At 72.2% G+C, this 22,956-nt stretch carries 24 protein-coding genes; 11 read left to right on the top strand and 13 right to left on the bottom strand.

What is annotated here, in order from left to right; all coding sequences use genetic code 11:
* The first annotated feature begins 71 nt into the window (after positions 1–71).
* A complete protein-coding gene (locus tag OHT61_RS15710; protein ID WP_329038941.1) occupies positions 72–482 on the top strand; it encodes a hypothetical protein in 411 nt (136 codons plus the stop codon).
* A 99-nt stretch (positions 483–581) separates the two neighbouring features.
* Here the strand turns inward: OHT61_RS15710 and OHT61_RS15705 are convergent, their stop codons facing one another.
* The 3 genes from OHT61_RS15705 to OHT61_RS15695 form a co-directional block, all read right to left on the bottom strand.
* A complete protein-coding gene (locus OHT61_RS15705) occupies positions 582–1,004 on the bottom strand; it encodes a universal stress protein (protein ID WP_329043277.1) in 423 nt (140 codons plus the stop codon).
* A gap of 92 nt (positions 1,005–1,096) precedes the next feature.
* Entirely contained in the window at positions 1,097–1,756 is a 660-nt protein-coding gene (locus tag OHT61_RS15700) for an FMN reductase (protein WP_329038939.1), read from the bottom strand.
* A 5-nt stretch (positions 1,757–1,761) separates the two neighbouring features.
* The gene (locus OHT61_RS15695) at positions 1,762–2,862 is read right to left on the bottom strand and encodes an LLM class flavin-dependent oxidoreductase (RefSeq protein WP_329038937.1); all 1,101 of its coding nucleotides are present in this window, start codon (positions 2,860–2,862) and stop codon (positions 1,762–1,764) included.
* A 397-nt stretch (positions 2,863–3,259) separates the two neighbouring features.
* Here OHT61_RS15695 and trpS point away from each other — a divergent pair, with 397 nt between their 5' ends.
* On the top strand, positions 3,260–4,318 hold the full coding sequence (gene trpS, locus OHT61_RS15690) for a tryptophan--tRNA ligase (RefSeq protein ID WP_329038935.1): 1,059 nt from the start codon (positions 3,260–3,262) through the stop codon (positions 4,316–4,318).
* 192 nt (positions 4,319–4,510) lie between these two features.
* On the opposite strand, the gene OHT61_RS15685 is transcribed toward trpS, so the two are convergent.
* Positions 4,511–6,505 carry an NAD(P)-binding protein gene (locus OHT61_RS15685; RefSeq protein ID WP_329038933.1) on the bottom strand — a complete coding sequence of 665 codons (1,995 nt, stop codon included), beginning with the start codon at positions 6,503–6,505 and terminating at the stop codon, positions 4,511–4,513.
* 73 nt (positions 6,506–6,578) lie between these two features.
* Positions 6,579–7,217 carry a hypothetical protein gene (locus OHT61_RS15680; protein ID WP_329038931.1) on the bottom strand — a complete coding sequence of 213 codons (639 nt, stop codon included), beginning with the start codon at positions 7,215–7,217 and terminating at the stop codon, positions 6,579–6,581.
* 304 nt (positions 7,218–7,521) lie between these two features.
* On the opposite strand from OHT61_RS15680, the gene OHT61_RS15675 reads away from it, so the two are divergent.
* Positions 7,522–8,583 carry a PucR family transcriptional regulator gene (locus tag OHT61_RS15675; protein ID WP_329038929.1) on the top strand — a complete coding sequence of 354 codons (1,062 nt, stop codon included), beginning with the start codon at positions 7,522–7,524 and terminating at the stop codon, positions 8,581–8,583.
* Positions 8,584–8,678: 95 nt separating this feature from the next.
* Here the strand turns inward: OHT61_RS15675 and OHT61_RS15670 are convergent, their stop codons facing one another.
* The 3 genes from OHT61_RS15670 to OHT61_RS15660 all read right to left on the bottom strand — a co-directional run bounded on the left by OHT61_RS15670 (position 8,679) and on the right by OHT61_RS15660 (position 11,080).
* On the bottom strand, positions 8,679–9,134 hold the full coding sequence (locus OHT61_RS15670; protein WP_329038928.1) for a tellurite resistance TerB family protein: 456 nt from the start codon (positions 9,132–9,134) through the stop codon (positions 8,679–8,681).
* A gap of 225 nt (positions 9,135–9,359) precedes the next feature.
* Positions 9,360–10,607: a cation:proton antiporter gene (locus OHT61_RS15665; protein WP_329038926.1), complete on the bottom strand. Its 1,248-nt coding sequence runs from the start codon at positions 10,605–10,607 to the stop codon at positions 9,360–9,362.
* A 2-nt stretch (positions 10,608–10,609) separates the two neighbouring features.
* Complete coding sequence (locus OHT61_RS15660) at positions 10,610–11,080, bottom strand: cation:proton antiporter regulatory subunit (protein WP_327116989.1); 471 nt, start codon at positions 11,078–11,080, stop codon at positions 10,610–10,612.
* Positions 11,081–11,396: 316 nt separating this feature from the next.
* On the opposite strand from OHT61_RS15660, the gene OHT61_RS15655 reads away from it, so the two are divergent.
* Positions 11,397–11,696, top strand: a complete 300-nt coding sequence (locus OHT61_RS15655) for a DUF6892 domain-containing protein (RefSeq protein ID WP_329038923.1) — start codon at positions 11,397–11,399, stop codon at positions 11,694–11,696.
* 67 nt (positions 11,697–11,763) lie between these two features.
* Here OHT61_RS15655 and OHT61_RS15650 read toward each other — a convergent pair whose 3' ends face one another.
* From OHT61_RS15650 to OHT61_RS15640, 3 genes are all read right to left on the bottom strand, one after another.
* Complete coding sequence (locus tag OHT61_RS15650) at positions 11,764–13,203, bottom strand: flotillin family protein (RefSeq protein WP_329038921.1); 1,440 nt, start codon at positions 13,201–13,203, stop codon at positions 11,764–11,766.
* A gap of 82 nt (positions 13,204–13,285) precedes the next feature.
* Positions 13,286–13,807, bottom strand: a complete 522-nt coding sequence (locus OHT61_RS15645; RefSeq protein WP_329038920.1) for a hypothetical protein — start codon at positions 13,805–13,807, stop codon at positions 13,286–13,288.
* Between the two features lie 105 nt (positions 13,808–13,912).
* Complete coding sequence (locus OHT61_RS15640; protein ID WP_329038918.1) at positions 13,913–14,398, bottom strand: peroxiredoxin; 486 nt, start codon at positions 14,396–14,398, stop codon at positions 13,913–13,915.
* Positions 14,399–14,558: 160 nt separating this feature from the next.
* Between OHT61_RS15640 and OHT61_RS15635 the strand changes: the two genes are divergently transcribed.
* The 3 genes from OHT61_RS15635 (at position 14,559) to OHT61_RS15625 (ending at position 17,574) form a co-directional block, all read left to right on the top strand.
* On the top strand, positions 14,559–15,302 hold the full coding sequence (locus OHT61_RS15635) for an alpha/beta hydrolase (protein WP_329038917.1): 744 nt from the start codon (positions 14,559–14,561) through the stop codon (positions 15,300–15,302).
* Positions 15,303–15,377: 75 nt separating this feature from the next.
* Complete coding sequence (locus tag OHT61_RS15630) at positions 15,378–17,081, top strand: SpoIIE family protein phosphatase (RefSeq protein WP_329038915.1); 1,704 nt, start codon at positions 15,378–15,380, stop codon at positions 17,079–17,081.
* Positions 17,082–17,130: 49 nt separating this feature from the next.
* Positions 17,131–17,574 carry a YunG family protein gene (locus tag OHT61_RS15625; RefSeq protein ID WP_329038913.1) on the top strand — a complete coding sequence of 148 codons (444 nt, stop codon included), beginning with the start codon at positions 17,131–17,133 and terminating at the stop codon, positions 17,572–17,574.
* A 41-nt stretch (positions 17,575–17,615) separates the two neighbouring features.
* On the opposite strand, the gene OHT61_RS15620 is transcribed toward OHT61_RS15625, so the two are convergent.
* On the bottom strand, positions 17,616–17,831 hold the full coding sequence (locus OHT61_RS15620; RefSeq protein ID WP_329038912.1) for a hypothetical protein: 216 nt from the start codon (positions 17,829–17,831) through the stop codon (positions 17,616–17,618).
* 379 nt (positions 17,832–18,210) lie between these two features.
* Between OHT61_RS15620 and OHT61_RS15615 the strand changes: the two genes are divergently transcribed.
* From OHT61_RS15615 to OHT61_RS15600, 4 genes are all read left to right on the top strand, one after another.
* Positions 18,211–18,555: a MerR family transcriptional regulator gene (locus OHT61_RS15615; RefSeq protein WP_329038910.1), complete on the top strand. Its 345-nt coding sequence runs from the start codon at positions 18,211–18,213 to the stop codon at positions 18,553–18,555.
* A 305-nt stretch (positions 18,556–18,860) separates the two neighbouring features.
* Positions 18,861–19,064 carry a cold-shock protein gene (locus tag OHT61_RS15610; RefSeq protein WP_327117007.1) on the top strand — a complete coding sequence of 68 codons (204 nt, stop codon included), beginning with the start codon at positions 18,861–18,863 and terminating at the stop codon, positions 19,062–19,064.
* 300 nt (positions 19,065–19,364) lie between these two features.
* Positions 19,365–20,936 carry a DEAD/DEAH box helicase gene (locus OHT61_RS15605; RefSeq protein WP_329038907.1) on the top strand — a complete coding sequence of 524 codons (1,572 nt, stop codon included), beginning with the start codon at positions 19,365–19,367 and terminating at the stop codon, positions 20,934–20,936.
* A 54-nt stretch (positions 20,937–20,990) separates the two neighbouring features.
* Entirely contained in the window at positions 20,991–21,299 is a 309-nt protein-coding gene (locus OHT61_RS15600; RefSeq protein ID WP_329038905.1) for an SCO5918 family protein, read from the top strand.
* 126 nt (positions 21,300–21,425) lie between these two features.
* Here the strand turns inward: OHT61_RS15600 and OHT61_RS15595 are convergent, their stop codons facing one another.
* Positions 21,426–22,502 (bottom strand): acyltransferase family protein, encoded by a 1,077-nt coding sequence (locus OHT61_RS15595; RefSeq protein WP_329038903.1) that lies wholly within the window; start codon positions 22,500–22,502, stop codon positions 21,426–21,428.
* Between the last annotated feature and the right edge of the window lie 454 nt (positions 22,503–22,956).

Here is a 22,956-nt window from a genome sequence, read left to right as displayed (position 1 = left end):
TTGCCGCCCGGCGGCTCCGGGTGTGCGCTGGAGGGACACCGGGACGGGGGCGAGGTAAGGAGCTGTGCGCCATGGCCACACACGCGACGATGCCGACCCGTCGCCGACAGCATGCCCGCACCCCGGCGCGTGAGGGCCACAGCCCGCTCGCCTGGGCGGTGCCGGTGTCGCTGGGCATCATCCTCGGCTTCTGGGCCTTCTACATCAAGCGGGACGGCGGGACGACGACCGACGGCCAGATCGTGCTCGGCGTCGTCTCCGGGGTCGCCTACGCCGTGCTCTGCTACGCCTTCGTCATGATCCGGCGGGCGCTTCCCCGCGAGCTGCGGGCCGCCGGGTACGCGCTGCTGGCCGGGGGTGCGATCGGTTACCTCTTCAGCCTCAACGGCAACAGCGTCTTCTCGTCGAGCGGCCTGGGGCTCGTCGTCGGCGCGGGCATGTTCGTCACGATGTTCTACATGATCTACACGCGCGAGGAATGACCTGGAGAGTGAGCGGGAACGCCACGGCCGCCGGACTCCGTCCGGCGGCCGTGCACGTGTGCGGGCCCCGGACAGTCCGCCGCGGGGGCCCGCCGTGGGTCAGTCGTGGACGACGGTGACCGGGCAGGCCGCGTGCTGGGTGACGTGGAGGCTGACCGAGCCGAGCAGCGTCGCCTTGAAGCCGCTGCGGCCGCGGGCGCCGACCACGAGCAGGTTCGCGCCCTCGGAGCGGTCCAGCAGCGACTGGGCCGGGTTGCCGATCACGACGATCCGCTCGATCGCCGCCGCGCCGTCGGCGCCGAGGGCCTCCTCCAGCGCCTCGTCGAGCGCGGCGGTCGCCACCGCCTGCGGGTCGAAGTCCTCGGGCAGGCCCGGCATCATGGACGCCCAGCTGGTCGCGGGGTACTCCCAGCTGTTCACCGCCTCGACGGTGTCACCGGTCAGTTCACCCTGGCGCACCGCCCAGCGCAGGGCCTTGAGCGACGCGTCCGACCCGTCCACCCCGACGACGATCCTGCCCATGTCTGCCTCCCGCTGCTCGAACATTTCCGTCATTCGGCAACGACTCTAGTCAAAACAACCGCCGGGGGCCGTGGTGGCCCCCGGCGGCGGGGTCAGCCGGTCCGCAGCGCGGCGAGCTGCTGCTCGAACGGGACCAGGGCGTCCTCCCCGTCGTCGAGCGTCGGCTCGCGGCGGGCGCCCGAGACGGCGTGCCCCGTGACGGCGGAGGCCAGTTCGCCACCCGCGCGCCGGATGCGGGACGGCAGGCCCTCGGTGTACTCGTCGCCCTGCGAGCCCCAGTCCTCCGACGCCGCGTACACGGACGTCGGCAGGACGACCGCCCGCAGGTAGGCGAAGAGCGGGCGCATCGCGTGCTCCAGGACCAGCGAGTGCCGCGGCGTTCCGCCGGTCGCCGCGATCACGACGGGCTTGCCGGTCAGCTCGGTGTTCCCGACCAGGTCGAAGAAGGACTTGAACAGCCCGCTGTACGAGGCGGTGAACACCGGCGACACGGCGATCAGGCCGTCCGCCCCGGTCACCGCGTCCAGCGCCGCCTTCAGGCCCGCCGGCGGGAAGCCGGTGACCAGGTGGTTGGCGATGTCGACGGCGAGATCGCGCAGTTCGACGACCTGGACCTCGACCCGCCGGTCCTGGCCGGCCGCGAGCTGCTCGCGCGCGGACTCCGCGAGCCGGTCTGCCAGCAGCCGGGTGGACGAGGGGCTGCTGAGCCCGGCCGCGACGGCGACGATCTTCAGGGGGGCGGTGGCGAGCACGGTCCTCAGAGCTCCTTCGGGTCGGCGGTGGCGGCGGCGCGGGCCGCGGCGACCGCGGGGTGGACGGGGGCGTCCGGCACACCGGCCGGGCGCAGGCGGGCGAACTCCTTGCGCAGCACGGGCACGACCTCCTCGCCCAGGATGTCGAGCTGCTCCAGGACCGTCTTCAGCGGCAGTCCCGCGTGGTCCATGAGGAACAGCTGGCGCTGGTAGTCGCCGACGTCCTCACGGAAGGACAGGGTCCGCTCGATGACCTCCTGCGGGGAGCCGACGGTCAGCGGTGTCTGCTGGGTGAAGTCCTCCAGCGAGGGCCCGTGGCCGTAGACCGGGGCGTTGTCGAAGTACGGGCGGAACTCCCGCACCGCGTCCTGCGAGTTCTTCCGCATGAAGACCTGGCCGCCGAGGCCGACGATGGCCTGCTCCGCGGTGCCGTGCCCGTAGTGGGCGTACCGGCGCCGGTAGAGGTCGACCATCTTCCTGGTGTGCTCCATGGGCCAGAAGATGTTGTTGTGGAAGAAGCCGTCGCCGTAGTAGGCGGCCTGCTCGGCGATCTCCGGAGAGCGGATGGAGCCGTGCCAGACGAAGGGCGGGACGCCGTCCAGGGGGCGCGGGGTCGAGGTGAAGGACTGCAGCGGGGTGCGGAACTTCCCTTCCCAGTCGACGACGTCCTCGCGCCACAGCTTGTGCAGGAGGGCGTAGTTCTCGACCGCGAGCGGGATGCCCTGGCGGATGTCCTTGCCGAACCAGGGGTAGACCGGTCCGGTGTTGCCGCGGCCCATCATCAGGTCGACGCGGCCGTCCGCCAGGTGCTGGAGCGTGGCGTAGTCCTCCGCGATCTTCACCGGGTCGTTGGTGGTGATCAGCGTGGTGGACGTGGAGAGGATCAGCTTCTCGGTGCGGGCGGCGATGTAGCCGAGCGTGGTGGTCGGCGAGGACGGGACGAAGGGCGGGTTGTGGTGCTCGCCCGTGGCGAAGACGTCCAGGCCCACCTCCTCGGCCTTGAGCGCGATCGCCAGGGTCGCCTTGATCCGCTCGTTCTCGCTCGGCGTCGTACCGGTCGTGGGGTCGGTGGTGACGTCCCCGACGGTGAAGATCCCGAACTGCATGGCGCCCGCCTCCAAGTATCTTTGGTTGAACGTTGAACTATGTGAACACACCCTACAACGGGACACCCCCCTGCTCTATTCCGGCCTCTTCGCGGTCCACCCCGCGACGCACCACCGGCGCCCTCACACCGGGTCCCGCCCCGGGACTCCGGGAGGCGGTCGCTCCGCGCGGCGCGGCCCCGCCGGGCCGCCGGAGCGAGCGGGACGGCGCCGGGCCGGGCTACAGTCGGGCCATGACCTCCGTACCGTGCCGCACCTGGTGGCGCTCCTCCTAGGAGCGGCCGCCTGCACCAGCACGGAACCAGGGCCGTTCGACACACGGACGGCCCTTTCCCCTGCCCCACCGCTCCGCGACGGGCCGTCCTCCACGCGTACACCACCGGCGAGGAGAACCCCCGTGACCATCACCACCGACCTGCCCGCGGCCCCGGCCGCGCGCCGCAGCGCAGAGCTGGAACAGCGGCTCGCCCGGGACCCCGGCGCGTTCCGCGTCCTCACCGGGGACCGGCCCACCGGGGCCCTGCACCTCGGGCACTACTTCGGCACCCTCCAGAACCGGGTACGGCTCCAGGACCTCGGCGTGGACGTCTTCGTCCTCGTCGCCGACTACCAGGTCCTCACCGACCGGGACGTCGCCGACCGGCTCACCGAGCACGTCGAGGGGCTGCTCCTGGACCACCTCGCCATCGGGATCGACCCCGCCCGCAGCACGGTCTTCAGCCACAGCGCCGTCCCGGCGCTCAACCAGCTGATGCTGCCGTTCCTCTCCCTCGTCTCCGTCGCGGAACTCGGCCGCAACCCCACCGTGAAGGACGAGATCGCGCACTCCCGGCAGGCCGCCGTCAGCGGGCTCATGTACACCTACCCGGTGCATCAGGCCGCCGACATCCTGTTCTGCAAGGGCAACCTCGTGCCCGTCGGCCAGGACCAGCTGCCGCACCTGGAGATCACCCGCACGATCGCCCGGCGCTTCAACGAGCGGTACGGCCACGTCTTCCCCGAACCCGACGCGCTGCTCTCCGCCGCACCCCTGCTACTCGGCACCGACGCGACCAAGATGAGCAAGAGCCGCGGCAACTCCGTCACCCTGAGCGCGACCGCCGACGAGACCGCCCGGCTGATCAAGGGCGCCACCACCGATGCCGAACGCCGCATCACCTACGAGCCGGAGAGACGGCCCGGGGTGTCGAGCCTGGTCCTGCTGGCCGCGCTCTGCCTCGACCGCGACCCGTACGACGTCGCCGAGGAGATCGGGGACGGCGGCTCGTCCGCCCTCAAGCGGACCGTGACGGAGGCCGTCAACACCCGCATGGCGCCGATCCGGGCCCGGCGGGCCGCGTACGCCCAGGACATGGGGTACGTACGAGAGGTACTGCGCGCGGGCAACGAGAGGGCGAACGCCGTGGCGGACGCGACCCTGCGCGAGGTGCGCGAGGCCATGGGCACGCCGGGCTGAACTCCCGGTGTCCCTCGCACCGCCCGCGCCTCGCACCGCCCGGGCGGTGGGAGGGGGGACCCGCCCACCGTTCGGCACCGGGCGGGGACCCACCGTCGGCGCCTGGCGGGGACCCACCGGCGGGCATCTGGAGGGGACCACCGGCGGGCGTCGGCCCGGGAGTCCGCACCGCCCGGCCGACGCCGCCGGGTCTCAGCGCCGGATCACCGACCGCTGCCTGCGCAGCAGTTCGGCCAGACCGCGCCGCGTCGCCGCGATCACCACCCGGTCCTGGGCCCGCAGCACGTAGCCCGGGTGCAGGTCCCAGACCAGGCCGGAGGCCACCTGCCCCGGTCCGAGCGGGTCGAACGGCGGCGCGGCGGCCAGGTCCGGGATGCGGTCGGCCGGCGGGGTCGCGTCCAGGGCCAGGACCCGCCAGGCGCCCGCCCGGAACGCCTGGTCGACCGTCCTGCCCTCCAGCTGCGGATGGCCCGCCACCTCCAGCGCCGCGAACAGCAGCACCTTCCGCTCGACCGGCACCGCCCCCAGGATCTGGCGGCCCATCATCGCCACCGCGAACGCCGGGGCGGCCAGGTGGGACACCGAGCGGGAGCGGGTCAGGGCCTGCGGGTGCGCCGTGCGCAGGGTGCGGTAGACGGCGGTCGCGAACTCGTCGTCGAACAGGCGCAGCGCCACCCGAAGGTCGGGCTTCACCGACCGGGCGTACAGCGCGGCCTCCAGGTTCGTCGTGTCGACGCTGGTCAGGGCGAGGAGGGCGCGGGCCCGGCGGATCTTGGCGGCCTCCAGGACGCCCTCCTGGGTGACGTCGCCCAGGACCGTCGGGACGTGCAGGCCGCGGGCCAGCGGGATGCCCCGGGCCTCCGGGTCCTCCTCCACCACGACGACGGGTATGTCCAGCTCACGCAGCCGCACGAGCACCCTCGTGCCGATCTTGCCGAGGCCCAGCAGGACCACGTGGCCCGACAGCCCGCGCGGCGGGCGGCGCAGCGCGGAGGTGTTGCGCAGCGAGCCGAACGCCTCCAGGACGGCGGCGACCAGCAGGGGCAGCAGCAGGAGGCCGGCCGTCCCGGACAGCAGCTGGATGATCTGGCGGGACGCGGGGTCGCCGTCCTCGACGGCGGGGTCGCCCATGGCCAGCAGGTCGAGCATCGTGAGGTAGGCGGCGTGCAACGGGCTGTCGCCGGTGGTGATCACCGAGGCCACGGCGAGGGCGACGACGGCCGCCGCGACGCCCAGCGCCGACCAGCGCAGCCTGCGTGAGAAGACCTGGCCGAGCGGGGCGCCCCTGCCGCCCATCCGGGAGGGCGCGCGGTCGGGGCCCGCCTGGCTGATCGCCTCCAGGACGATCGTGCCGCGGCCGGTCGCCGCGTGCACCGTCGCCCGGTCGGGCAGCAGTTGTGGCCCTTCGTCGCCGCTGCTGTCGGAACCCTCGGCGCCCGCCGGGTCCTGGCTGGTCGAGGACAGCAGCGCGAGGGTGCACAGCCCCGGGTCGGCGCGTTCGCCGGGCCGGGGCGGCGTGCGCTCGACCGCGCGCAGCAGCAGACCCTCGGCCTGGATGACCTTGCTGCTGCCGGTCAGCGCGGTGGCGGCCAGCGCGGGGGCGGCCGTGTCGGCGTCGGACAGGACGGTCGTGGAGGCGTCGAGCGCCGCATGGTCGAGGCCCGGCATGGAGACGGCGGCGGCCTGGTCGAGAAGGGTCTCCAGGTGCTGCCCGAGCTTGCGGTTGTACAGCCGGATGACGAGCCGCAGACGGGGATTGAGCCGGCGGGCCGTCAGGGCGGCCCGGATGTTGAGCTCGTCGTCGTCGTAGACGAGCGCGAGCGCGGCCGCCCGGTCGGCGCCGGCCTCCTCCAGCACCTCGTCGGATGGCTCGTGCGCCTCGATGATGCGGACGGCCTCGACCCCGGCGTTGGTGTCGCCGTCGCCCCCGCCGGCCGTCCCGTTGCGGTTCATGGCCGCCGACATGCGTCCGAACAGTGCGCTCGCCCGGGCGCGTTGGGTCAGCGGCAGCTCCGGACGGCTGGTGTCGCGGCCCGGCGGGAGCAGGAGGGTGACCCGCTCGCCGTAGACGTAGCGCAACTCGACGGCGAGCCGCCGGGCGAGGGCGTCGTCGCCGCAGACGACCATGTGGCCGGTGAGGGGCGGGCGTTGGGGCTGCTGCGGAAGTGGTGACACGTATCCCAGCATGCCGTGCTCCCTCCGGTTCGGTCGGGCGGGTCGGTGATCTTCGCGTGGCGGACCCGGAGGGCGGACGGGCGGGTCAGGCGGCGCGGTCCGGCAGAGAGCGGGGGGCGAGCGCCGCTTCGTGCGGTGCGACCCAGAAGAACTCGCCGTCGGCGTCGTAGGCGTGGAGGAGGCCGGTGCTGCCGGAGGCGAGTACGGCGGCGTGCGCGGTGCGCCCCACCGGCCGCCGCACCCGCACGAGCGCGGTCGATCCGTCGGCCGCGGCCACCTCCGCCCGGCCGAAGCCGGAGGCGGCGAAGTCCGTGCGGATCGTGCAGGTCCGGCCGACGAAGTCCTGCCGCGAGGGGCCGGGCCGTACCGGGAGGCACCGGCGGATGAGGCGTACGAGCAGGCGTACCGCGCCCCAGGCGATCAGCAGCGCGCCGGTGAGCACGACGAGGTGGAGAGCGGCGCGCGGCGTGCCCGTGGTGCCCCCGCGCACGACCAGGACCGATCCGGCGAGGCCGGTGACCCAGGAGATGACGACGAACAGCGACACCGAGACGGCGACCGGCACCCCGGCGAAGCCGACGGCCTCGGCGTCGAGGTCGGTGTCGAAGGAGTCGTGCCCGACCGCCCGGGCCAGCACGAGCAGCCAGAAGCCGACGACGACCACCAGGGCCGCGCCGAAGACCACGGCCGGGAAGGTGATCGCTGCGGAAACGAGATCGGTCATCGGGCCACCCCCTGCGACGCCGTGCGCGGCTGTACGGTCCAGGAGGCCGGGTGGCGGACGGGACGCCGGGGTGCCGGCGCCACGAGGCCGTGCTCGGCCCCGCGGCAACCGGTTCCTTCCCCCGTGGTCCCCCGTGATCCCCCGTTGTTTCCCCCGTGTGCTGCTGGACCGATCGTGTCAGCCGGGGCCGCCCGGCGCATTGCCGTGTTCCGGCAGGGTTCCCCGGGTCACGCTGCCGGGCACCGGCATCGTCCCGTGTGCGTTGGACGGGATGAACTGTGAGTGACGTGACGAGGAGTGAGACGTGGCGGAGCCCGAGATCCCCGGGAAGTTCCTGGAGGACTACACCCGGATCCTGTCCGAGGTGGCGGCCGGCGGGCGCCGGCTCACGCGTGACGAACTGGAGGCCCGGCGCACGCTCGGCCGGGAAGCCGCGGAGGCGGGGCACCAGTTGCGCGCCCTGGTCCGTATCCATCTCGCGGAGACCCGCGCGGCCTGGCCGCTCACCGGTCCGGCCGGCAGCGACGCGGTGCTGGCCGCCGTGGAACAGGCGGTGGACGCCTTCGCGGAGGGCTTCGAGCGGGCGCAGCGGCTCACCGTGCGGCGGGAGGAGGCCGCGCGGCGGGAGTTCATCGACGACCTGCTGTACGGGCGCAGTGACATGGGACGGCTCGCCGAGCGGGCCACCCGTTTCGGGCTGCGGCTCTCGCGGGCCCACGCCGTGGCCGTGGCCGCGGGCCCGGAGGCGTACACCGAGTCGGACACCGTGCCCCGCCGGGTGGAGGCGGCTCTGCTGGGCCGCTTCGGCGGCCGGAAGATCCTGGCCACCACCAAGGACGGGCGCATGGTGTGCATTGCCCCCGGAAGCCAGCCCGACGTCCTGAGGTACTTCGCGAAGCAGGCGCACGCCGCCACCGACGGCGGCCAGGTCGCGGTGGGCCGCCCGCACCGCGGTCCCGGCGGGGTCGTCCACTCGTACGACGAGGCGCTCGACGCACTCGACCTGGCGAAGCGGATGGCCCTGGACGACCCGGTGCTGTACGCGAGCGACCTGCTGGTCTATCCGGTGCTGACCCGCGACCGGCAGGCGATGGCCGACCTGGTGCGCAGTGAGCTGGGCCCGCTGCGGGAGGCGAGGGGCGGGGCGGAACCCCTGCTGCGGACGCTGTCCGTCTACTTCGAGGCGGGGTGTGTGGCGGCCGAGACGGCCCGGAGGCTGTCGCTGAGCGTGCGCGCCCTGACCTACCGGCTGGAGCGGATACAGCAGTTGACCGGTTCGGACCCCGCCGACCCGATGCACCGCTACAAGCTGCAGACGGCGGTGATCGGCGCCAGGCTGCTGGACTGGCCCGCCAAGGAGCTCTGACGCCCGGCGGTCCGCGGCGTACGGCCCGTGGCTTCGGACCGTACGGTCCGAGGGCGTACGGCCCGTGGCTTCGGACCGTACGCCGTGGCGCGGTCCTACAGGTCGAACTCGTGCGGCGGCAGGTCCAGCGCGAAGCACGCCTCCCGGACGACGGCCTGCTCGGACTTGTCGAAGTCGCCGTCGGCGCCGCCGATGACGATGCCGATCTGGATGACGGCGCGGGCCTCGGCGGGCTTCTTCCTGGCCTTGCCGATCTCCTGGAGCACGCTGACCTTGCCGAAGGCGAAGTCCGCGGTCAGCTTGTCCACGTACTCGTTGAAGCGGCGCTGCAGGTCGTCCGCCGGGAAGTTCCGCAGCACGTCGTTGCCGGCGATCAGCGAGGCGACGCGCTGCCGCTCGGACGGGTCGATGGAGCCGTCGGCGGCCGCCACGAGGGCGCACATGGCCATGCTCGCGTCCCGGAACGCCCCGCTCTTGAGGTCGTTCTTCTTCGCCTCCAGCTGCGTCTGCATCGTCGACGCGGATTCCTTGATCCGATCCCAAAGGGCCATGACGTCTCCATACGTAGCGTGCCTGTGATGCGGAACCAGTCGAACTCTACAGCCGTGTAGAAACCGCGGGCGTGGTGGTCCGCCGTACCTCGGCGGCAGGGGCGGGAACCGGCCACCGGGGGACACGCGCCGGGCCCGTGGAGACGCCGACAGCCCCGGGGGCGGTTGCCCCGGGGCCGTGCGGGCCGTGCAGGATCGATCCGGCGGACGCCCCGGACGGGACTCTCAGTCGGAGTCGCGCCCCGCGTGCTCCGGCGTCAGGTCGTCGTGCGACGGCATCGGCTCGTCGCGCGCCGCGGCCGGCTTCTTCCGCTTGCCGGCCAGCGCCGCCTGCAGCCTGGAGGCGACCGGTTCCGTCCACCGCGCCGTGAGCGGCCCGGCGATCACCAGGATCAGGACGTACGCCGTCGCGATGGGCCCGATCCGCGGTTCCGTCGCCACGGCCAGACCGGCGATGACGATCGAGAACTCCCCGCGCGCGACCAGCGTGCCGCCCGCGCGCCACCGGCCGCGCGGACCGATTCCGGCCCGCCGGGACGCGTACCAGCCCGTGCCGATCTTCGTGAAGACCGTCACCACCGCCAGCAGCGCCGCCGGGAGCAGCACGGGCGGGATCTCCGCAGGATCGGTCGACAGGCCGAAGAAGACGAAGAAGACGGCGGCGAACAGGTCCCGCAGCGGCGTCAGCAGCTTGCGGGCGCCCTCGGCGACCTCGCCCGACAGGGCGATGCCGACCAGGAACGCGCCGACCGCCGCCGACACCTGGAGCTGCTGCGCCACACCGGCGACCAGGACGGTGAGCCCGAGCACGACGAGCAGCAGCATCTCCGGGTTGTCGGAGGACACCGCCCGGCTGATGAGCCTGCCGTGGCGCAGCGCGAGGTACAGCACGAACCCGACGGTGCCGAGCGCGATCAGCAGCGCGATGCTGCCGCCGGCCAGACCGACGCCCGCCAGCATCGCGGTGAGCAGCGGCAGGTAGACGGCCATGGCGAGGTCCTCGATGACGAGGACACCCAGGATGACGGGCGTCTCCCGGTTGCCGAGCCGTCCCATGTCGGTCATCACCTTGGCGATCACACCCGACGACGAGATCCAGGTGACCCCGGCCAGCGCGACCGCGCCGACCGGCCCCCACCCGAGCAGCAGACCGGCGATCGCACCGGGCGTCGCGTTGAGCACGAAGTCGACGACTCCGGACGGGTACTGCGTCTTGAGGCTGGTGACGAGTTCCGAGGCGCTGTACTCGAGCCCGAGGAGCAGCAGGAGCAGGATGACGCCGATCTCCGCCCCGATGGCGGTGAACTCCTCGCTCGCGCCGAGCGGCAGCAGGCCGCCCTCCCCGAACGCGAGTCCGGCGAGGAGGTAGAGCGGGATCGGCGAGAGCCCTATCCGCCCGGCGAACCGTCCGATGATGCCGAGTCCCAGGATGACGGAGCCGAGCTCCACCAGCAGTGCGGTCGTGTCGTGCACGGTCAGCCCTCCGCGATGATCTCGGAGAGCGTGTCCACGCCCTCACGGGTTCCGACGACGACGAGCGTGTCCCCGATGGCGAGCCGGAAGTCCGGTCCGGGCGACGGGTGCGCGCTGTGCGTCCGCAGGACGGCGACGATCGACGCCCCCGTCCTCGTCCGTGCCCGGGTGTCCCCGAGCAGCCGCCCGCCGTACGGCGAACGGGTCCCGAGCGGGATGTGCTCGGTGACCAGGTCGATGCCCTCGGTGCGTACGGCGTCGATCGGCGCCGCGTCGATGAGGTGGGCGAGCCCGGTGGCCTCGGCGGTGGTCAGGGGCACGGAGAGCACGCACGAATCAGGATCGTCCTGTTCGTAGAAGCCGAGGAACCGGCGTCCGTCGTGGTGCACGACGACCGAGATGTGCTGCCCCGACTCCGTCGTGTAGTCGTACTGGACGCCGACTCCTGGCAGCGATGTGCGGTGGGTTCCCATGGCTTCCTCCCGAGGAGCGCGCGGCGGCAGGGCACGCTTTTGATCATCTCTTTAGCTGCTCATTACCCTAACCGGACCCGGCCTCCGGCTGTCGGGGGCGGGGAACGGGGCCCGGGCACGGCGGAGCCGTCGGTGCGGCGCCGTAATCGTCCGCCGTGGCCGACTTCAAGGACTTCAAGGACTTCGAGGACTTCGAGGACTCCGACTTCAAGCTGCTCGTCGTCGAGCAGCTCATGTACGTGGAGGAGACGCCCACCCCTGCGCCGGCATCGACGCACGGGCGAGAGCGCGGGGCATCGCGGATCTGCACGCCCACGTGTTCGGCAACGGCCTGGAGTACACGGTGCTGGACGAGTCCCGCGCCTTCTTCGAGGCGCTGGAGATCGGCGAGGAACTCCTGGCGGGCGTGGAGACACTCGTCGTCGACGGCGGCGCCCCGGTGTACGACGAGTGCTCCCCGGTGTGGGACGGCGAGGACGCCCTCTTCGGCATCCACTCGCTCGACGACCTGGCGCTGCTGCCCAGCCTCACCCGTGTCTCCGGCACGGAGATGATCACGGTCCCCGGGAAGCGCGGGATCCTCGCGGCGCGGGGCGTCACCGTCGTCGGCGGCTGAGTCTTGCCGCCCGGCCGTGCCGGGCCGGCCGCGGCACCGGGTCGGTACCGCGGCCCGGCCCGCGGAGTCAGTCCTTGATCTCGATCTTCTCGCCGTTGGCCGAGGGCGCCGGGACCGCGGCAAGTGGAGCGGTGCCCGCGGCCTTGGCCTGGAGGTTCTTCAGCAGCGCGCCCAGGTCCACACCCGTGGTGGAGTTGAGGAGCTCGATCCCCTGCGCGACGTTGTCGGTGACCGTGCGGGACAGCTGACTGGCGCCGTCCGTCGAGATGACGGTCATCTTGTCGATCGCGCTGAGCGGCTCGGCCGCCTTGGCGACGACCTGGGGGAGCACCTCGACCAGCATCTGCAGGACGGCCGCGTCCCCGTACTGTTTGAAGGCGTCAGCCTTCTTCTGCATGGCCTCGGCCTCGGCGGCACCCTTCGCCGCGATGGCGGCGGCCTCGGACTCGCCCTCGATGCGCACGGCGTCGGCGAGCGCCGAGCGGTGCAGCTTCTCGCCCTGACCGGTCAGGCGGGACCGCTCCGCGTCGGCCTCGGCCTCCTTGACCTGTGCGATGCGGCGGGCCTCGGCCTCCTGCTCCGCGCGGTAGCGGGCCGCGTCGGCGGGCTTGCGGACCTTGGTGTCGAGTTCGCGGTCGGTCAGGGCCGCCTGGCGCTCGGCGACCTTCTCCTGCTCCGCGAGCACCTCCTGCTGGCGGGCGGCCTCGGCGAGCGGACCCGCCGCGTTGGCCTTGGCCGCCGCGGCCTCGGTCTCGGCCTTGATCTCGGCCTGCTTCAGGTAGAACGTCCGCTCGGCGATGGCGATCTCCTCGGCCGCCTTCAGCCGGGCCTGCTCGGACGCCCGCCGGGCGATGGCCTCGGCGATGTCGGCCTCCTGCTTGGCGCGCGCGGCCTCCGGGCGGCCGAGGTCCTCCAGGTAGGAGCCCTCGGTGGTGATGTCCTGGATCTGGAAGGCGTCCAGGATGAGGCCCTGACCGGAGAGGCTGGCCTCGGCCTCCTCGGCGACCTGCCCGGCGAACGCGGCACGGTCGCGGATGATGTCCTCGACGGACATACGGCCGACGATGGCCCGCAGCGCGCCGGACAGCACCTCCTGGGTGAAGCCGACGATGCCGTTCTGCTGCTGGAGGAAGCGCTGGGCCGCGGCCCGGATCGCGTCCTCGCTGCCGCCGACCTTGACGATCGCGACGCCTTCGAGGTTGGACTTCACGCCGCGCAGCGTGACGGCGCCCCGTACGGCGACGGGGATGTGCCGGCTGGAGAGGTCGAGCGTGAACTTCTGCTGGACGAACGGCACGACGAAGACTCCGCCGCCCACGACGACCTTCTGGCCGCTGTTGTCGATGCTGGTGCGGCCGGTCACCGGATCGGTGGACTTCTTGCCGCGCCGCCCGGTGATGATGAAGGCCTGGCTCGGGCCCGCGACCTTGTACCGGGTGATCACGGCGAGGGCCAGGAGCACGACTAGGACGACGACGCCGACGATGGCGATCAGTACTGGACTCATGAAAGGTGTCCCCCCTGCCCCCCGACGGGACGGCAGTTGTTCGGTTGCGCGAGTTCCGGACTGGCGGGCTCGCTCGGTGGTGTCAGCGCTCGACGGGGCGCACGGTGACCGAGGTGGTGGAGAGTGTGGCCTCCACCCAGATCTCGGCGCCGCGTTCGACCGGCACGGCGCTCTTCGCGGAGAACTTGACGGTCTGGCCCGCGAGTCGCAGCAGCACTTCGCCGTAGCCGTCGGCCGGGATCGGTGTGACCACCGACCCCGAGGTGCCGATGAGATCGTCGCCCCGTGGCGTGGCGGTGGTCTGATCCCTCATCAGGGCCTGGCTGAACTTCCAGGTCAGCCAGGCCGCGACGAGCCCGGCACCGGCGCCCGCGGCGAGAGCCACCGGTATCCCGGCACCGGTCGTGCCGAGCACGATCGCACCGCCGAAGCCGAGCATCGAGAGGAATCCGGCGATGACGGGCAGCGAGAGCAGGCCGTCGAAGAAGCCGTTGAGCAGGCCGCCCAAGGCATCACCGAGGAGCCCTTCGAGGATCCCGTCGAAGATCAGGGACAGGGTCAGAAGCGCGATTCCCGCAATGCCGAGACCGAGAAAAACGGTCAAGCGATCACTCCCCCGGTGTCGCTGTTCCCCCGAAACGTTTCCGTCGAACTGCCTGAATGGTCCCATGCCGGACCCTGCGGGGATACTGCCGGAGTCCGGCAGTCTTCAGGGAGTTGCGATGCCGGAAAGCTGCCCGGCGAGGGTGTCCATCGACTGGAACGTGGCACCGAGCAGGGCGACGTGCTTCCACCTCAGCACCCCGTCCGGGCCGATCAGGAAGACGGAACGGCGCACCCCGATGCCGGGCGCCGCGACTCCGTACGCCCGGGCCGTCTCCCGCGCCTCGTCGGCCAGCAGCGGCATGCGCAGGCCGTGACCGCGGGCGAAGTGCTCGTGGCTGTCCACACCCTGTGGACTGATTCCCCAGACCTCCGCGTCGAGTCCCTCGAAGGTCTCGAAGCCCGAGGAGTACGAGCACAGCTGCTTCGTGCAGACGGCCGTGTTGTCACCGGGGTAGAAGGCGAGCACGACGGCCCGCCCGCGGGCGGTGGAGAGCGTGTAGTCGGACCGGGCGAAGGCGCCCTCGGTGAGCACCCCGCCCGGGAGGGTGAAGTCGGGTGCCTGCTGGCCGGTTCGGGGTCCTGACGCCATGTCGGAGGCTCCTTGTGTCGGTGTACGGGACGGGGTCCATGCCTCGTACAGTGAACGGCACTTCCCCCGCATCGACACGTCCGACCCATCCGCGGGCCGTCCGGCACCGAATACAGGGAGAACGCGGGGTGCCGGCCCCGCACCCGCCCAGGAGGTACAGGTGGCCGAACGACCGCCCTCGGCAGCGGTGCTCATCCTCCACGGCGGTTACGAGACCGGCCTGGCCGCACCCGCGCCGGGGGCTCTGAACCTGCCCGGTCTGCGCATGCTGCCGATATCGCGCGCGGTGGCGCACGCGGTCCGCGGCGACCGCGGGGTCCGGGTGCAGCGCGTGCGCTACACGCACCGGGGCTGGAACGGCGCCCGGAAGGACCCCCTGCACGACGCCGTGCGCGTCCTGGACGACCTCCGTCGCGAGGCGGGTGACATCCCCGTCGTCCTCCTCGGCCACTCGATGGGCGCCCGTGCAGCCCTGCACGCGGCCGGCCACCCCCTGGTCCGCTCGGTGGTCGGCCTCGCCCCCTGGTGCCCGCCGGGCGACCCGGTGACCCAGCTGGCGGGCCGGGACGTCGTGCTGCTGCACAGCACCCGGGACCGGGTGACCAGCCCCCTGGCGTCCCAGTCGCTCACGGCGAGGGCCCGCCGTGCGGGCGCCCGCACCTGCCTGGTGACGATCCCCGGCAGCGACCACGCGATGATCCGCCGGGCCCCGGCCTGGCACCACCTCGCCGGACTGCTCGTGAGCGGTCTCCTGGGCCTGGCCCCGGTACCCGAGCGGGTCGAGGCGGCCCTGGAGCTGCCTCCCGGGGCCGCCGTCTCGGAGGGCACCCTGTCGCTGGACCGGCTGGACGCCGGTGCGCCGCTGCCACGGAGATGCGGGGCGGCGCGCGGCGGCAGACGATGAGGAGCCGGGTGCCGGAGCGCCCGTGAGGGCCGACGGCCCCGCACCCGCCGGGCCACGATCCGTCTGGAGGCTCCGTTGCAGGCCGAAGAGCACGCCGACCCGCCGCCCCCCGACGCGACAGCGCCGGCCGGGCTCGCCGGGCTCGTCGGAGGCAGCCCGGCCGGGGTGGCGGTGTTCGACACCGCGCTGCGCTACGTCTACGTGAACGCCGCACTCGAACGGGTCAACGGCGTGCCGGCCGCCGCGCACCTGGGCAGGACGCCGGCCGAGGTACTGCCCGAGGTCGACGGGCGGACCGACCTCATGGCCCAGGTGCTGGCCGACGGACGGTCCCGCGAGTTCACCACCAGCGGGCGCACCTGGGCGGACTTCGACGCGCCGTGCAGGTACTGGCGGGTCGCCTGCCACCGCTTCGAACAGGACGGGCGGGTCCGGGGCCTGGTCGCCGTCGCCCAGGAGATCACGGCCACCAGCACCCAGCACGAGGAGCTGGAGCGCGCGCGCAGTTATCTGACCCTTCTGGACACCGCCGCCGTCAGCATCGGCACGACACTCGACGTGCAGGCGACGTGCCAGGAACTCGCCGAGTTCGTGGTGCCGGTCATGGCCGACGTCGCCGTGGTCGAGACGGTGCCCGTCGAGGACGGCCACCCGCGGCGCGAGCCACCGCCCGGGGTGCTGCGGCTGCGGCGGGCCGGGGTGGCCGCGGTCCCCGAACTCGCCGACCTGGTCGACCGTTTCGGCGGAGCGGGGGAGGACGTCGAGTACCAGGAGGGCACCGCCGTCCCCCGCTGCCTGGCGGCCGACCAGCCGGTCATCGAGAACCTGGCGGGCGACGAGCGGTTCATCCGCTCGCTGCTCACCCCGGAGCGGTTCGCCGCCTACCGGGCCATCGGTCTGCACTCCGCGGTCGTCGTGCCGCTCACGGCGCGCGGACGCCCGCTCGGGGCACTCAGCCTCCTGCGGGCGGGCGATTCGCCGCCCTTCACCGAGGGGCTGGACGTCGTCGTCGCCCGGACCCTGGCGGGCCGCGCCGCCGTGGACGTGGACCACGCGTATCGCTACACACACGAGCACCACGTCGCCCGGGAGCTCCAGCGGTCCCTGCTGTCCGAGCCGCGGGGGCCGGGCCACGGCATCGAGATCGCCTCCCTCTACCTGCCCGCCGGCGCCGGCGCGGTGGTCGGCGGGGACTGGTACGACGCCATCCCGCTGCAAGGGGGACGCCACCTCAAGGTGATGGGCGACGTCATGGGCCACGGCGTGGAGGCAGCCGTCGCCATGAGCAACTACCGCTCGATGCTGCGGATCATGGCCGACGACGACCAGCCACCCCACCGCATCCTCGAACGGCTCGACAAGGCGGTCGAACAGTCCGGTCTGGACCGGGCGGCGACCTGTCTGGTGGTGGTCGTCGACCGGCGCCGGGGGATCTGCGAGGTGGCCAGCGCCGGACATCCGCCGCCCGTCTTCATCGACCCCGGGGAGCCCCGGGCGCGCGTGGCACGTGTACCCGTGGGGCCGCCGCTGGGTACGGGCATGGGCGGGTACAGGACCGCGGTCATGCCGTGCGGTCCGGGGACGGTGCTCTTCATGTACACCGACGGCCTCGTGGAACGCCGGGGCGAGGACATCGACGTCTCCATCCAGCGGCTCTCCCGGCTCACGATGCCGGTCAGCGGACGGCTGGAGGACCTGCTGGACGAGGTCGTGGACCGGTTCGCGGACGCGGCGGAGGACGACATCGCCGTGCTCGTGTCCCGGAGCCGGGGCCACTGAACCCCCGCCGCACCGGGCGTTGTCGGTGGCGGGTGCGAGGATCCCCCGCATGGAACCTCTGCTCATCGCCGACATCGAGGCCGCCGTACGCGCGAGCTGGGGCGCGGACACCACCACTCCGGAGCACCGGCCCCGCTGGAACGCGGCGAATCCCGCGCGGGACCAGTGCGGCGTGACCGCCCTGGTGCTGCACGACCTCCTGGGCGGTGAGCTGATCCGGGGCGAGGTCCGGGTGGACGGTGAGCGCGTTGACTTCCACTGGTGGAACCGCCTGGGCATGGGCGTCGAGGTCGACCTGACGCGGGAGCAGTTCGAGGCGCACGAGCGCGTCTCCGGCGGCGTGGTGATCGAGCGGCCCGCCGAGATCGTGCGGCTGCGCGCGGAGTACGAGCTGCTGCGCGGCCGGGTGCTGGAGCGGCTCGGGACGCGGACGGGTGAAGGTGCGCCCGCCTGGCCGGTGCGGGCGGCGGCCTCCGTTTCCGGACCTTCGTGAGGGTCGTCCCCGGGCCTCCGGTGCCGCGGTCCGGCTACCGGTCAGGCCTGCTGCCGGGAACGTCCGCGCAGCCGGCGCAGGATGAGCAGGGCGGACGTGACGAGGGGCAGCAGCCCCGCCACGGCGTTCGCCGTCGTCAGCCGGTCCTGGTCGCCGCGCGTCCTGCGGATCTGCTTGACCGAGCGGATGACGGCGAACGCGCTGCTGCCCAGGCTGAGGATCAGACCGGCCTTGGAGTTCGTGGGTGTCCTGGGCATCTGCGGCCTCCGGTGGCATCACTGCACGGCCCCCTGTCCACGTAACCGGCTGGGGGACGCGTCCGCAATCGGGGCCGCCCGGCCATCGCCGGGACCACGTGAAGTAGCCCTTCACGACGGGGGATGCGTGAAGGGCTACCGGAGCAGTATGACCGCTCGCGGGGCGCCGGACAACTGACCGGTCGGTCAGCGCTGTTGGGCCGCTCGCGGGTTCCCGGACCGCCGCTCCGCCGTGCCGTCCGGCACCGGGCGGCGAGCAGGCGCCGCCGGAGTGGAGGAAACCTGCTCCGGTGGCAATAGACATGACCTATTCGTGCGCCTAGGGTTTCTTGTGCAGCCAGGCCATATCGAGGCCCGGTGCCCAGCAGAAGAGGTGCAGATGCCCCCGGAGTCCCCGTCGCATGCCACGGACCGTCTCGATGACGACGACTACCCCGCGTACACCATGGGGAGAGCCGCGGAGATGATCGGTGCGACCCCGGGTTTCCTCCGCGCCATCGGTGAGGCCCGGCTGATCACGCCCCTGCGTTCCGAGGGCGGCCACCGCCGTTACTCGCGCTACCAGCTCAGGATCGCGGCACGCGCCCGTGAGCTGGTCGACAGCGGCACGCCGATCGAAGCGGCGTGCCGCATCGTCATCCTGGAGGACCAGCTCGAGGAGGCCCTGCGCCTCAACGAGGTGCTGCGGCGGCCCGCGGCCGGCAGCGGTGGCGCCGATTCCTGACCGGCACACCGGCGCATATCTGTTTCGGCGGGCACAGAAATACGCGCAAAGGCCGGTGAGGGTTTATGTCGTGTGCGGTGGAGCGCCGCGGCAGTGATATGGCGTACAGCTCGGTTGTGCCCGAATCGTGCTACTGTTGATCTCAGTTGCAGTTGTGGTTCCCAAAACTTCAAGTGCTCTCGCCGTTTTCACTCCGGTGGGCGCGCTTTTGTATTTCCGGTCTCTTCCGGACGGGGCAATCATTTGCGGCGACGTAGGGCTCGCACAGTGTGGGCCCACGGGCAACGCCCCGAAGGAGATATGACATGGCTACCGGTACCGTGAAGTGGTTCAACTCGGAAAAGGGCTTCGGCTTCATCGAGCAGGAGGGTGGCGGCGCGGACGTCTTCGCCCACTACTCGAACATCGCCTCCTCCGGCTTCCGTGAGCTGCAGGAAGGCCAGAAGGTGAACTTCGACGTCACGCAGGGCCAGAAGGGCCCGCAGGCCGAGAACATCACCCCCGCCTGATCACTCGGGCGTACGGCGCAGCTGGGGCCCGCACCTTGGGGTGCGGGCCCCAGCTCGTTGTGTTTTTCCGGCCGTGACCACCGCCGTCGCGGCCGTGAGGTAATTCCGGGTGTCGCGCATAACCCGCGCACCGATTCATCTGCAGTCATATGGGGTGCCGATTCCGCCTGGTCATCCGGCGGACGGACTTCGTTATTCGATATTTCATCGGCTCGTTCTTGCGATTCTTGGCGCCGTACATGGCTGCAGCCGCCCGGAAAGAATCCCTCGATACGTGCCATTCGAGGGAAAGGTTCTGCATTGAACCGCGATCGCACATCTCGCACTGACGAACGATTCTCGCGTACGCGCTCCGGCGGGTCCGCGGGCGGCAGCCGCACGGCGAACGGATTCCGTTCGGCGGGCTCCGGCAGGCAGGGCGCCTCCGGCGGCTACCAGGGCCGCTCCGGCGCGCCCAGGCGGTCCGGTGGCCCGGGCCGCCGCTCCTCCGCCGTCACGGGCGAATTCGCCCTGCCGGTGACCATCACCCCCGCGCTGCCGGCCGCCGAGACCTTCGCGGACCTGGACATGCCGGAGCCCCTGCTGGCGGCGCTGGCCACCGAGGGCGTGACCGTGCCGTTCCCCATCCAGGGCGCCACCCTGCCGAACTCGCTCGCCGGCCGGGACGTCCTGGGCCGTGGCCGTACGGGTTCGGGCAAGACGCTGGCCTTCGGTCTGGCCCTGCTCGCCCGGACCGCCGGAAAGCGTGCCGACGCCCGTCGGCCGCTGGCCCTGGTGCTCGTCCCGACCCGTGAGCTGGCCCAGCAGGTCACCGACGCCCTGACGCCGTACGCACGGTCCCTCAAGCTCCGGCTCGCGACGGTCGTCGGCGGCATGTCGATCGGTCGCCAGGCCAGCGCGCTGCGCGGCGGCGCCGAAGTCGTGGTCGCCACTCCGGGCCGCCTCAAGGACCTCATCGAGCGCGGCGACTGCAAGCTCGACCGGGTCGCGATCACCGTCCTCGACGAGGCCGACCAGATGGCCGACATGGGCTTCATGCCCCAGGTCACCGAGCTGCTCGACCAGGTCGGCCCCGACGGCCAGCGCATGCTGTTCTCGGCCACCCTCGACCGCAACGTCGACCTGCTGGTCCGTCGCTACCTGCACGACCCCGTCGTCCACTCCGTGGACCCGGCGGCCGGTGCGGTGACGACGATGGAGCACCACGTGCTCTACGTCCAGGGCGCGGACAAGTACGCCACGACGACCGAGATCGCCGCCCGCGAAGGCCGGGTGATCATGTTCCTCGACACCAAGCACGCCGTGGACAAGCTCACCGACCACCTGCTGAACAGCGGTGTGCGAGCGGCCGCGCTGCACGGCGGCAAGTCGCAGCCGCAGCGCACCCGCACCCTGGACCGGTTCAAGACCGGTCACGTCACCGTACTGGTCGCCACCAACGTCGCGGCCCGTGGCATCCACGTCGACAACCTGGACCTCGTGGTCAACGTCGACCCGCCGAGCGACCACAAGGACTACCTGCACCGTGGCGGCCGTACCGCGCGCGCCGGGGAGTCGGGCAGTGTCGTCACGCTGGTGCTGCCCAACCAGCGCCGTGAGATGACCCGCCTGATGGCCGACGCCGGGATCACCCCGCAGATCGCCCAGGTCCGCTCCGGCGAGGCCGAGCTCAGCCGCATCACCGGGGCGCAGGCGCCCTCGGGCGTCCCGGTCGTGATCAGCTCGCCGGTGACGGAGCGCAAGGGCGGCGGTTCCGGTCCCCGGAGCAGGCGAGGCGCGCGCCCCGGACAGGGCCGCCGTTCCAACGCCAACACGGCCACCCCGCAGGCACGTGCCGCGGCGGCACAGCGCCGGGCCAACAAGGCCGCGTAGTACGGACGGCCGACCGGCCCCCTCTGGCAATCTCTCCGACCTTGTTGAGGCACCATGCGCTGTGTGATCGCCCGCTTCCCCTTCGATCTGTTCAAGAACGAGGTCGAGGCCTCGATGAAGGGCGTCAAGCCCGAGCCCGTCACCGGTGACGCGGTGGTCATCGCCCGTCGGGTCTACCCCGTCAAGCAGGTGGGCGAGATCATCACCCGGCAGGACCGCCGCGACTTCAGCGCGGCGGAGGTGACCAGGGCGCTGTCGCGCCTCGGCTTCACCTGCCGCCCCGCGGAGGTGCCCGCGCCCGCGGCGCCCCTCACGCCGCTGGAGAACGCGTCGGCCCTGCTCGGTGGCCCCGAGGACGTCTGAGCACGGCCGGACCCGGCCGCACCGCACCGCACCCCCGCGCCGTTCACGGGCCGGGGGTGCGGTGCGTTGTGGGCAGCACGCCACGGTCCTCGGGGGACGCACGTGACGGGCTGAGGGTGATGGCGGTCAGGCGGCCGGTTCCGGCTTCCTGGCCCAGCCGAGACGGGGTTCGACGACGTGGCGGAAGACGCGCCGTACGGGCGGTGCGCACAGGAGCGTGACCAGCGCGGCGGCGGCGGCGGACACCAGGAGCCGGCCCATCGGGGTGGAGACGACGGAGGCGTCGTAGAGATCCAGGCGGATCGCGCCCTTGATGAAGAACCCGTGCAGCAGATAGCCGTAGAGCGTGCCCGCGCCGAGAGCCGTCATCCACAGGCCGCGGTTCGGCACCCAGGCGAGGAAGCAGGCGCTGAGAACCAGCGCGCAGGCGAAGAGGAACAGGGTCACCACGGCGCCGGTCCAGGCGGGTTCGCCGAGCTGCTCGGCGCCGTACCTGCGGAAGAACCACGAAGTGGTCGTGCGCGGCACGGCCCAGTAGGCGGCGGCCAGCGCGACCAGACACACGGGTACCGATGCGATGCGCACCGCACGGCGGCGCACGAAGTCGAAGTGGGCGGGCCGCAGCTGGAGGCCCAGTACGTAGTACGGCAGGAACTGCAGGATCCGCTGGAGCTGCAGATCTCCGCCTATGTTGCTGGTCACCGCCCCCATGGCCGCGACGACCAGGGAGATCGCCACGGGCCACCGAACCGTCAGCCAGAACGGTGTGGTCAGGCGCCAGAGGAACAGGGCGGGCAGGAACCACAGCAACCAGTACGGGGTCATCGGGCTCAGCGGGAAGTCGGGAGCCCCCGTGAGCCGCTCGAAGACGGTGTACGCGATCTCGAACACCGCGTACGGCACCACCAGGCTGGTGACGAGCTTCCACACCCGGTCGGCACGCAGGTCGAAGCCGCGCGAGAAGTAGCCGGCGATGAGGATGAAGACCGGCATGTGGAAGGTGTAGACGACGGTGTAGAGCGTCTCGACCAGGCGTCCGCTTCCGGGCAGGGGCTCCCAGGCGTGCCCCATCGCGACCAGCACGATGGCCAGGTACTTCGCGTTGTCGAAGTACGGATCACGGGCGGGCCGGCGCGGGGCCGCAGGTGGTGACTCGGCTTCGGTGTCCGCCGGTTCCGGGGCTCGCGAGGTCGGGGAGGGCATCCGGTCACCCTAAGGGCTCTCCCGTGATCCCCGGCGGCGCGCGACGACAGCTACGGCGCCTCGCCGCGTCGTCGGAATACCCGAATGCGCCCAGTATGCGGACGTCCTTCCGTCTCGCGATGCACCGCATCCGACGCCGTGCTCTGATCCACCAGGGATGACGGGACAGCCCTTGATCAACGCCGCCGGCGCGCTCCGGCCAGGGCTTCCCGGCCCGCACCGACCGTGAACAGCGGGAGGACGCCGGGTCCGCCGAAGCGGTAGAACCGGACGGTGAGCCTGCCGCACGCTGCCGCGGGTGCCGGCCGGTGGTGCCGTCCTGACTCCGGACTGCGGGCCATGACCGGTCACGGAGTGCGGCCGCAGGGGATGAAGAAAACAGGACAAGCGGTTTGTTTGCGGTTGATTTCATGCCTTGTCCGGACCGTACGGGACGGAGCCGGAGAGGGGGCAC

Source organism: Streptomyces sp. NBC_00178, from assembly GCF_036206005.1.
Lineage (GTDB): Bacteria > Actinomycetota > Actinomycetes > Streptomycetales > Streptomycetaceae > Streptomyces.
This window is presented reverse-complemented; position numbering and strand designations above follow the sequence as displayed.

Bases quoted from the DNA above. Each gene is read 5' to 3' on its own strand.
- OHT61_RS15710 (WP_329038941.1), top strand. From the start codon at position 72: ATGGCCACACACGCGACGATGCCGACCCGTCGCCGACAGCATGCCCGC.
- OHT61_RS15705 (WP_329043277.1), bottom strand. From the start codon at position 1,004: ATGGGCAGGATCGTCGTCGGGGTGGACGGGTCGGACGCGTCGCTCAAG.
- OHT61_RS15695 (WP_329038937.1), bottom strand. From the start codon at position 2,862: ATGCAGTTCGGGATCTTCACCGTCGGGGACGTCACCACCGACCCCACG.
- OHT61_RS15685 (WP_329038933.1), bottom strand. From the start codon at position 6,505: ATGCTGGGATACGTGTCACCACTTCCGCAGCAGCCCCAACGCCCGCCC.
- OHT61_RS15680 (WP_329038931.1), bottom strand. From the start codon at position 7,217: ATGACCGATCTCGTTTCCGCAGCGATCACCTTCCCGGCCGTGGTCTTC.
- OHT61_RS15670 (WP_329038928.1), bottom strand. From the start codon at position 9,134: ATGGCCCTTTGGGATCGGATCAAGGAATCCGCGTCGACGATGCAGACG.
- OHT61_RS15660 (WP_327116989.1), bottom strand. From the start codon at position 11,080: ATGGGAACCCACCGCACATCGCTGCCAGGAGTCGGCGTCCAGTACGAC.
- OHT61_RS15650 (WP_329038921.1), bottom strand. From the start codon at position 13,203: ATGAGTCCAGTACTGATCGCCATCGTCGGCGTCGTCGTCCTAGTCGTG.
- OHT61_RS15640 (WP_329038918.1), bottom strand. From the start codon at position 14,398: ATGGCGTCAGGACCCCGAACCGGCCAGCAGGCACCCGACTTCACCCTC.
- OHT61_RS15625 (WP_329038913.1), top strand. From the start codon at position 17,131: ATGGAACCTCTGCTCATCGCCGACATCGAGGCCGCCGTACGCGCGAGC.
- OHT61_RS15620 (WP_329038912.1), bottom strand. From the start codon at position 17,831: ATGCCCAGGACACCCACGAACTCCAAGGCCGGTCTGATCCTCAGCCTG.
- OHT61_RS15615 (WP_329038910.1), top strand. From the start codon at position 18,211: ATGCCCCCGGAGTCCCCGTCGCATGCCACGGACCGTCTCGATGACGAC.
- OHT61_RS15610 (WP_327117007.1), top strand. From the start codon at position 18,861: ATGGCTACCGGTACCGTGAAGTGGTTCAACTCGGAAAAGGGCTTCGGC.
- OHT61_RS15600 (WP_329038905.1), top strand. From the start codon at position 20,991: ATGCGCTGTGTGATCGCCCGCTTCCCCTTCGATCTGTTCAAGAACGAG.
- OHT61_RS15595 (WP_329038903.1), bottom strand. From the start codon at position 22,502: ATGCCCTCCCCGACCTCGCGAGCCCCGGAACCGGCGGACACCGAAGCC.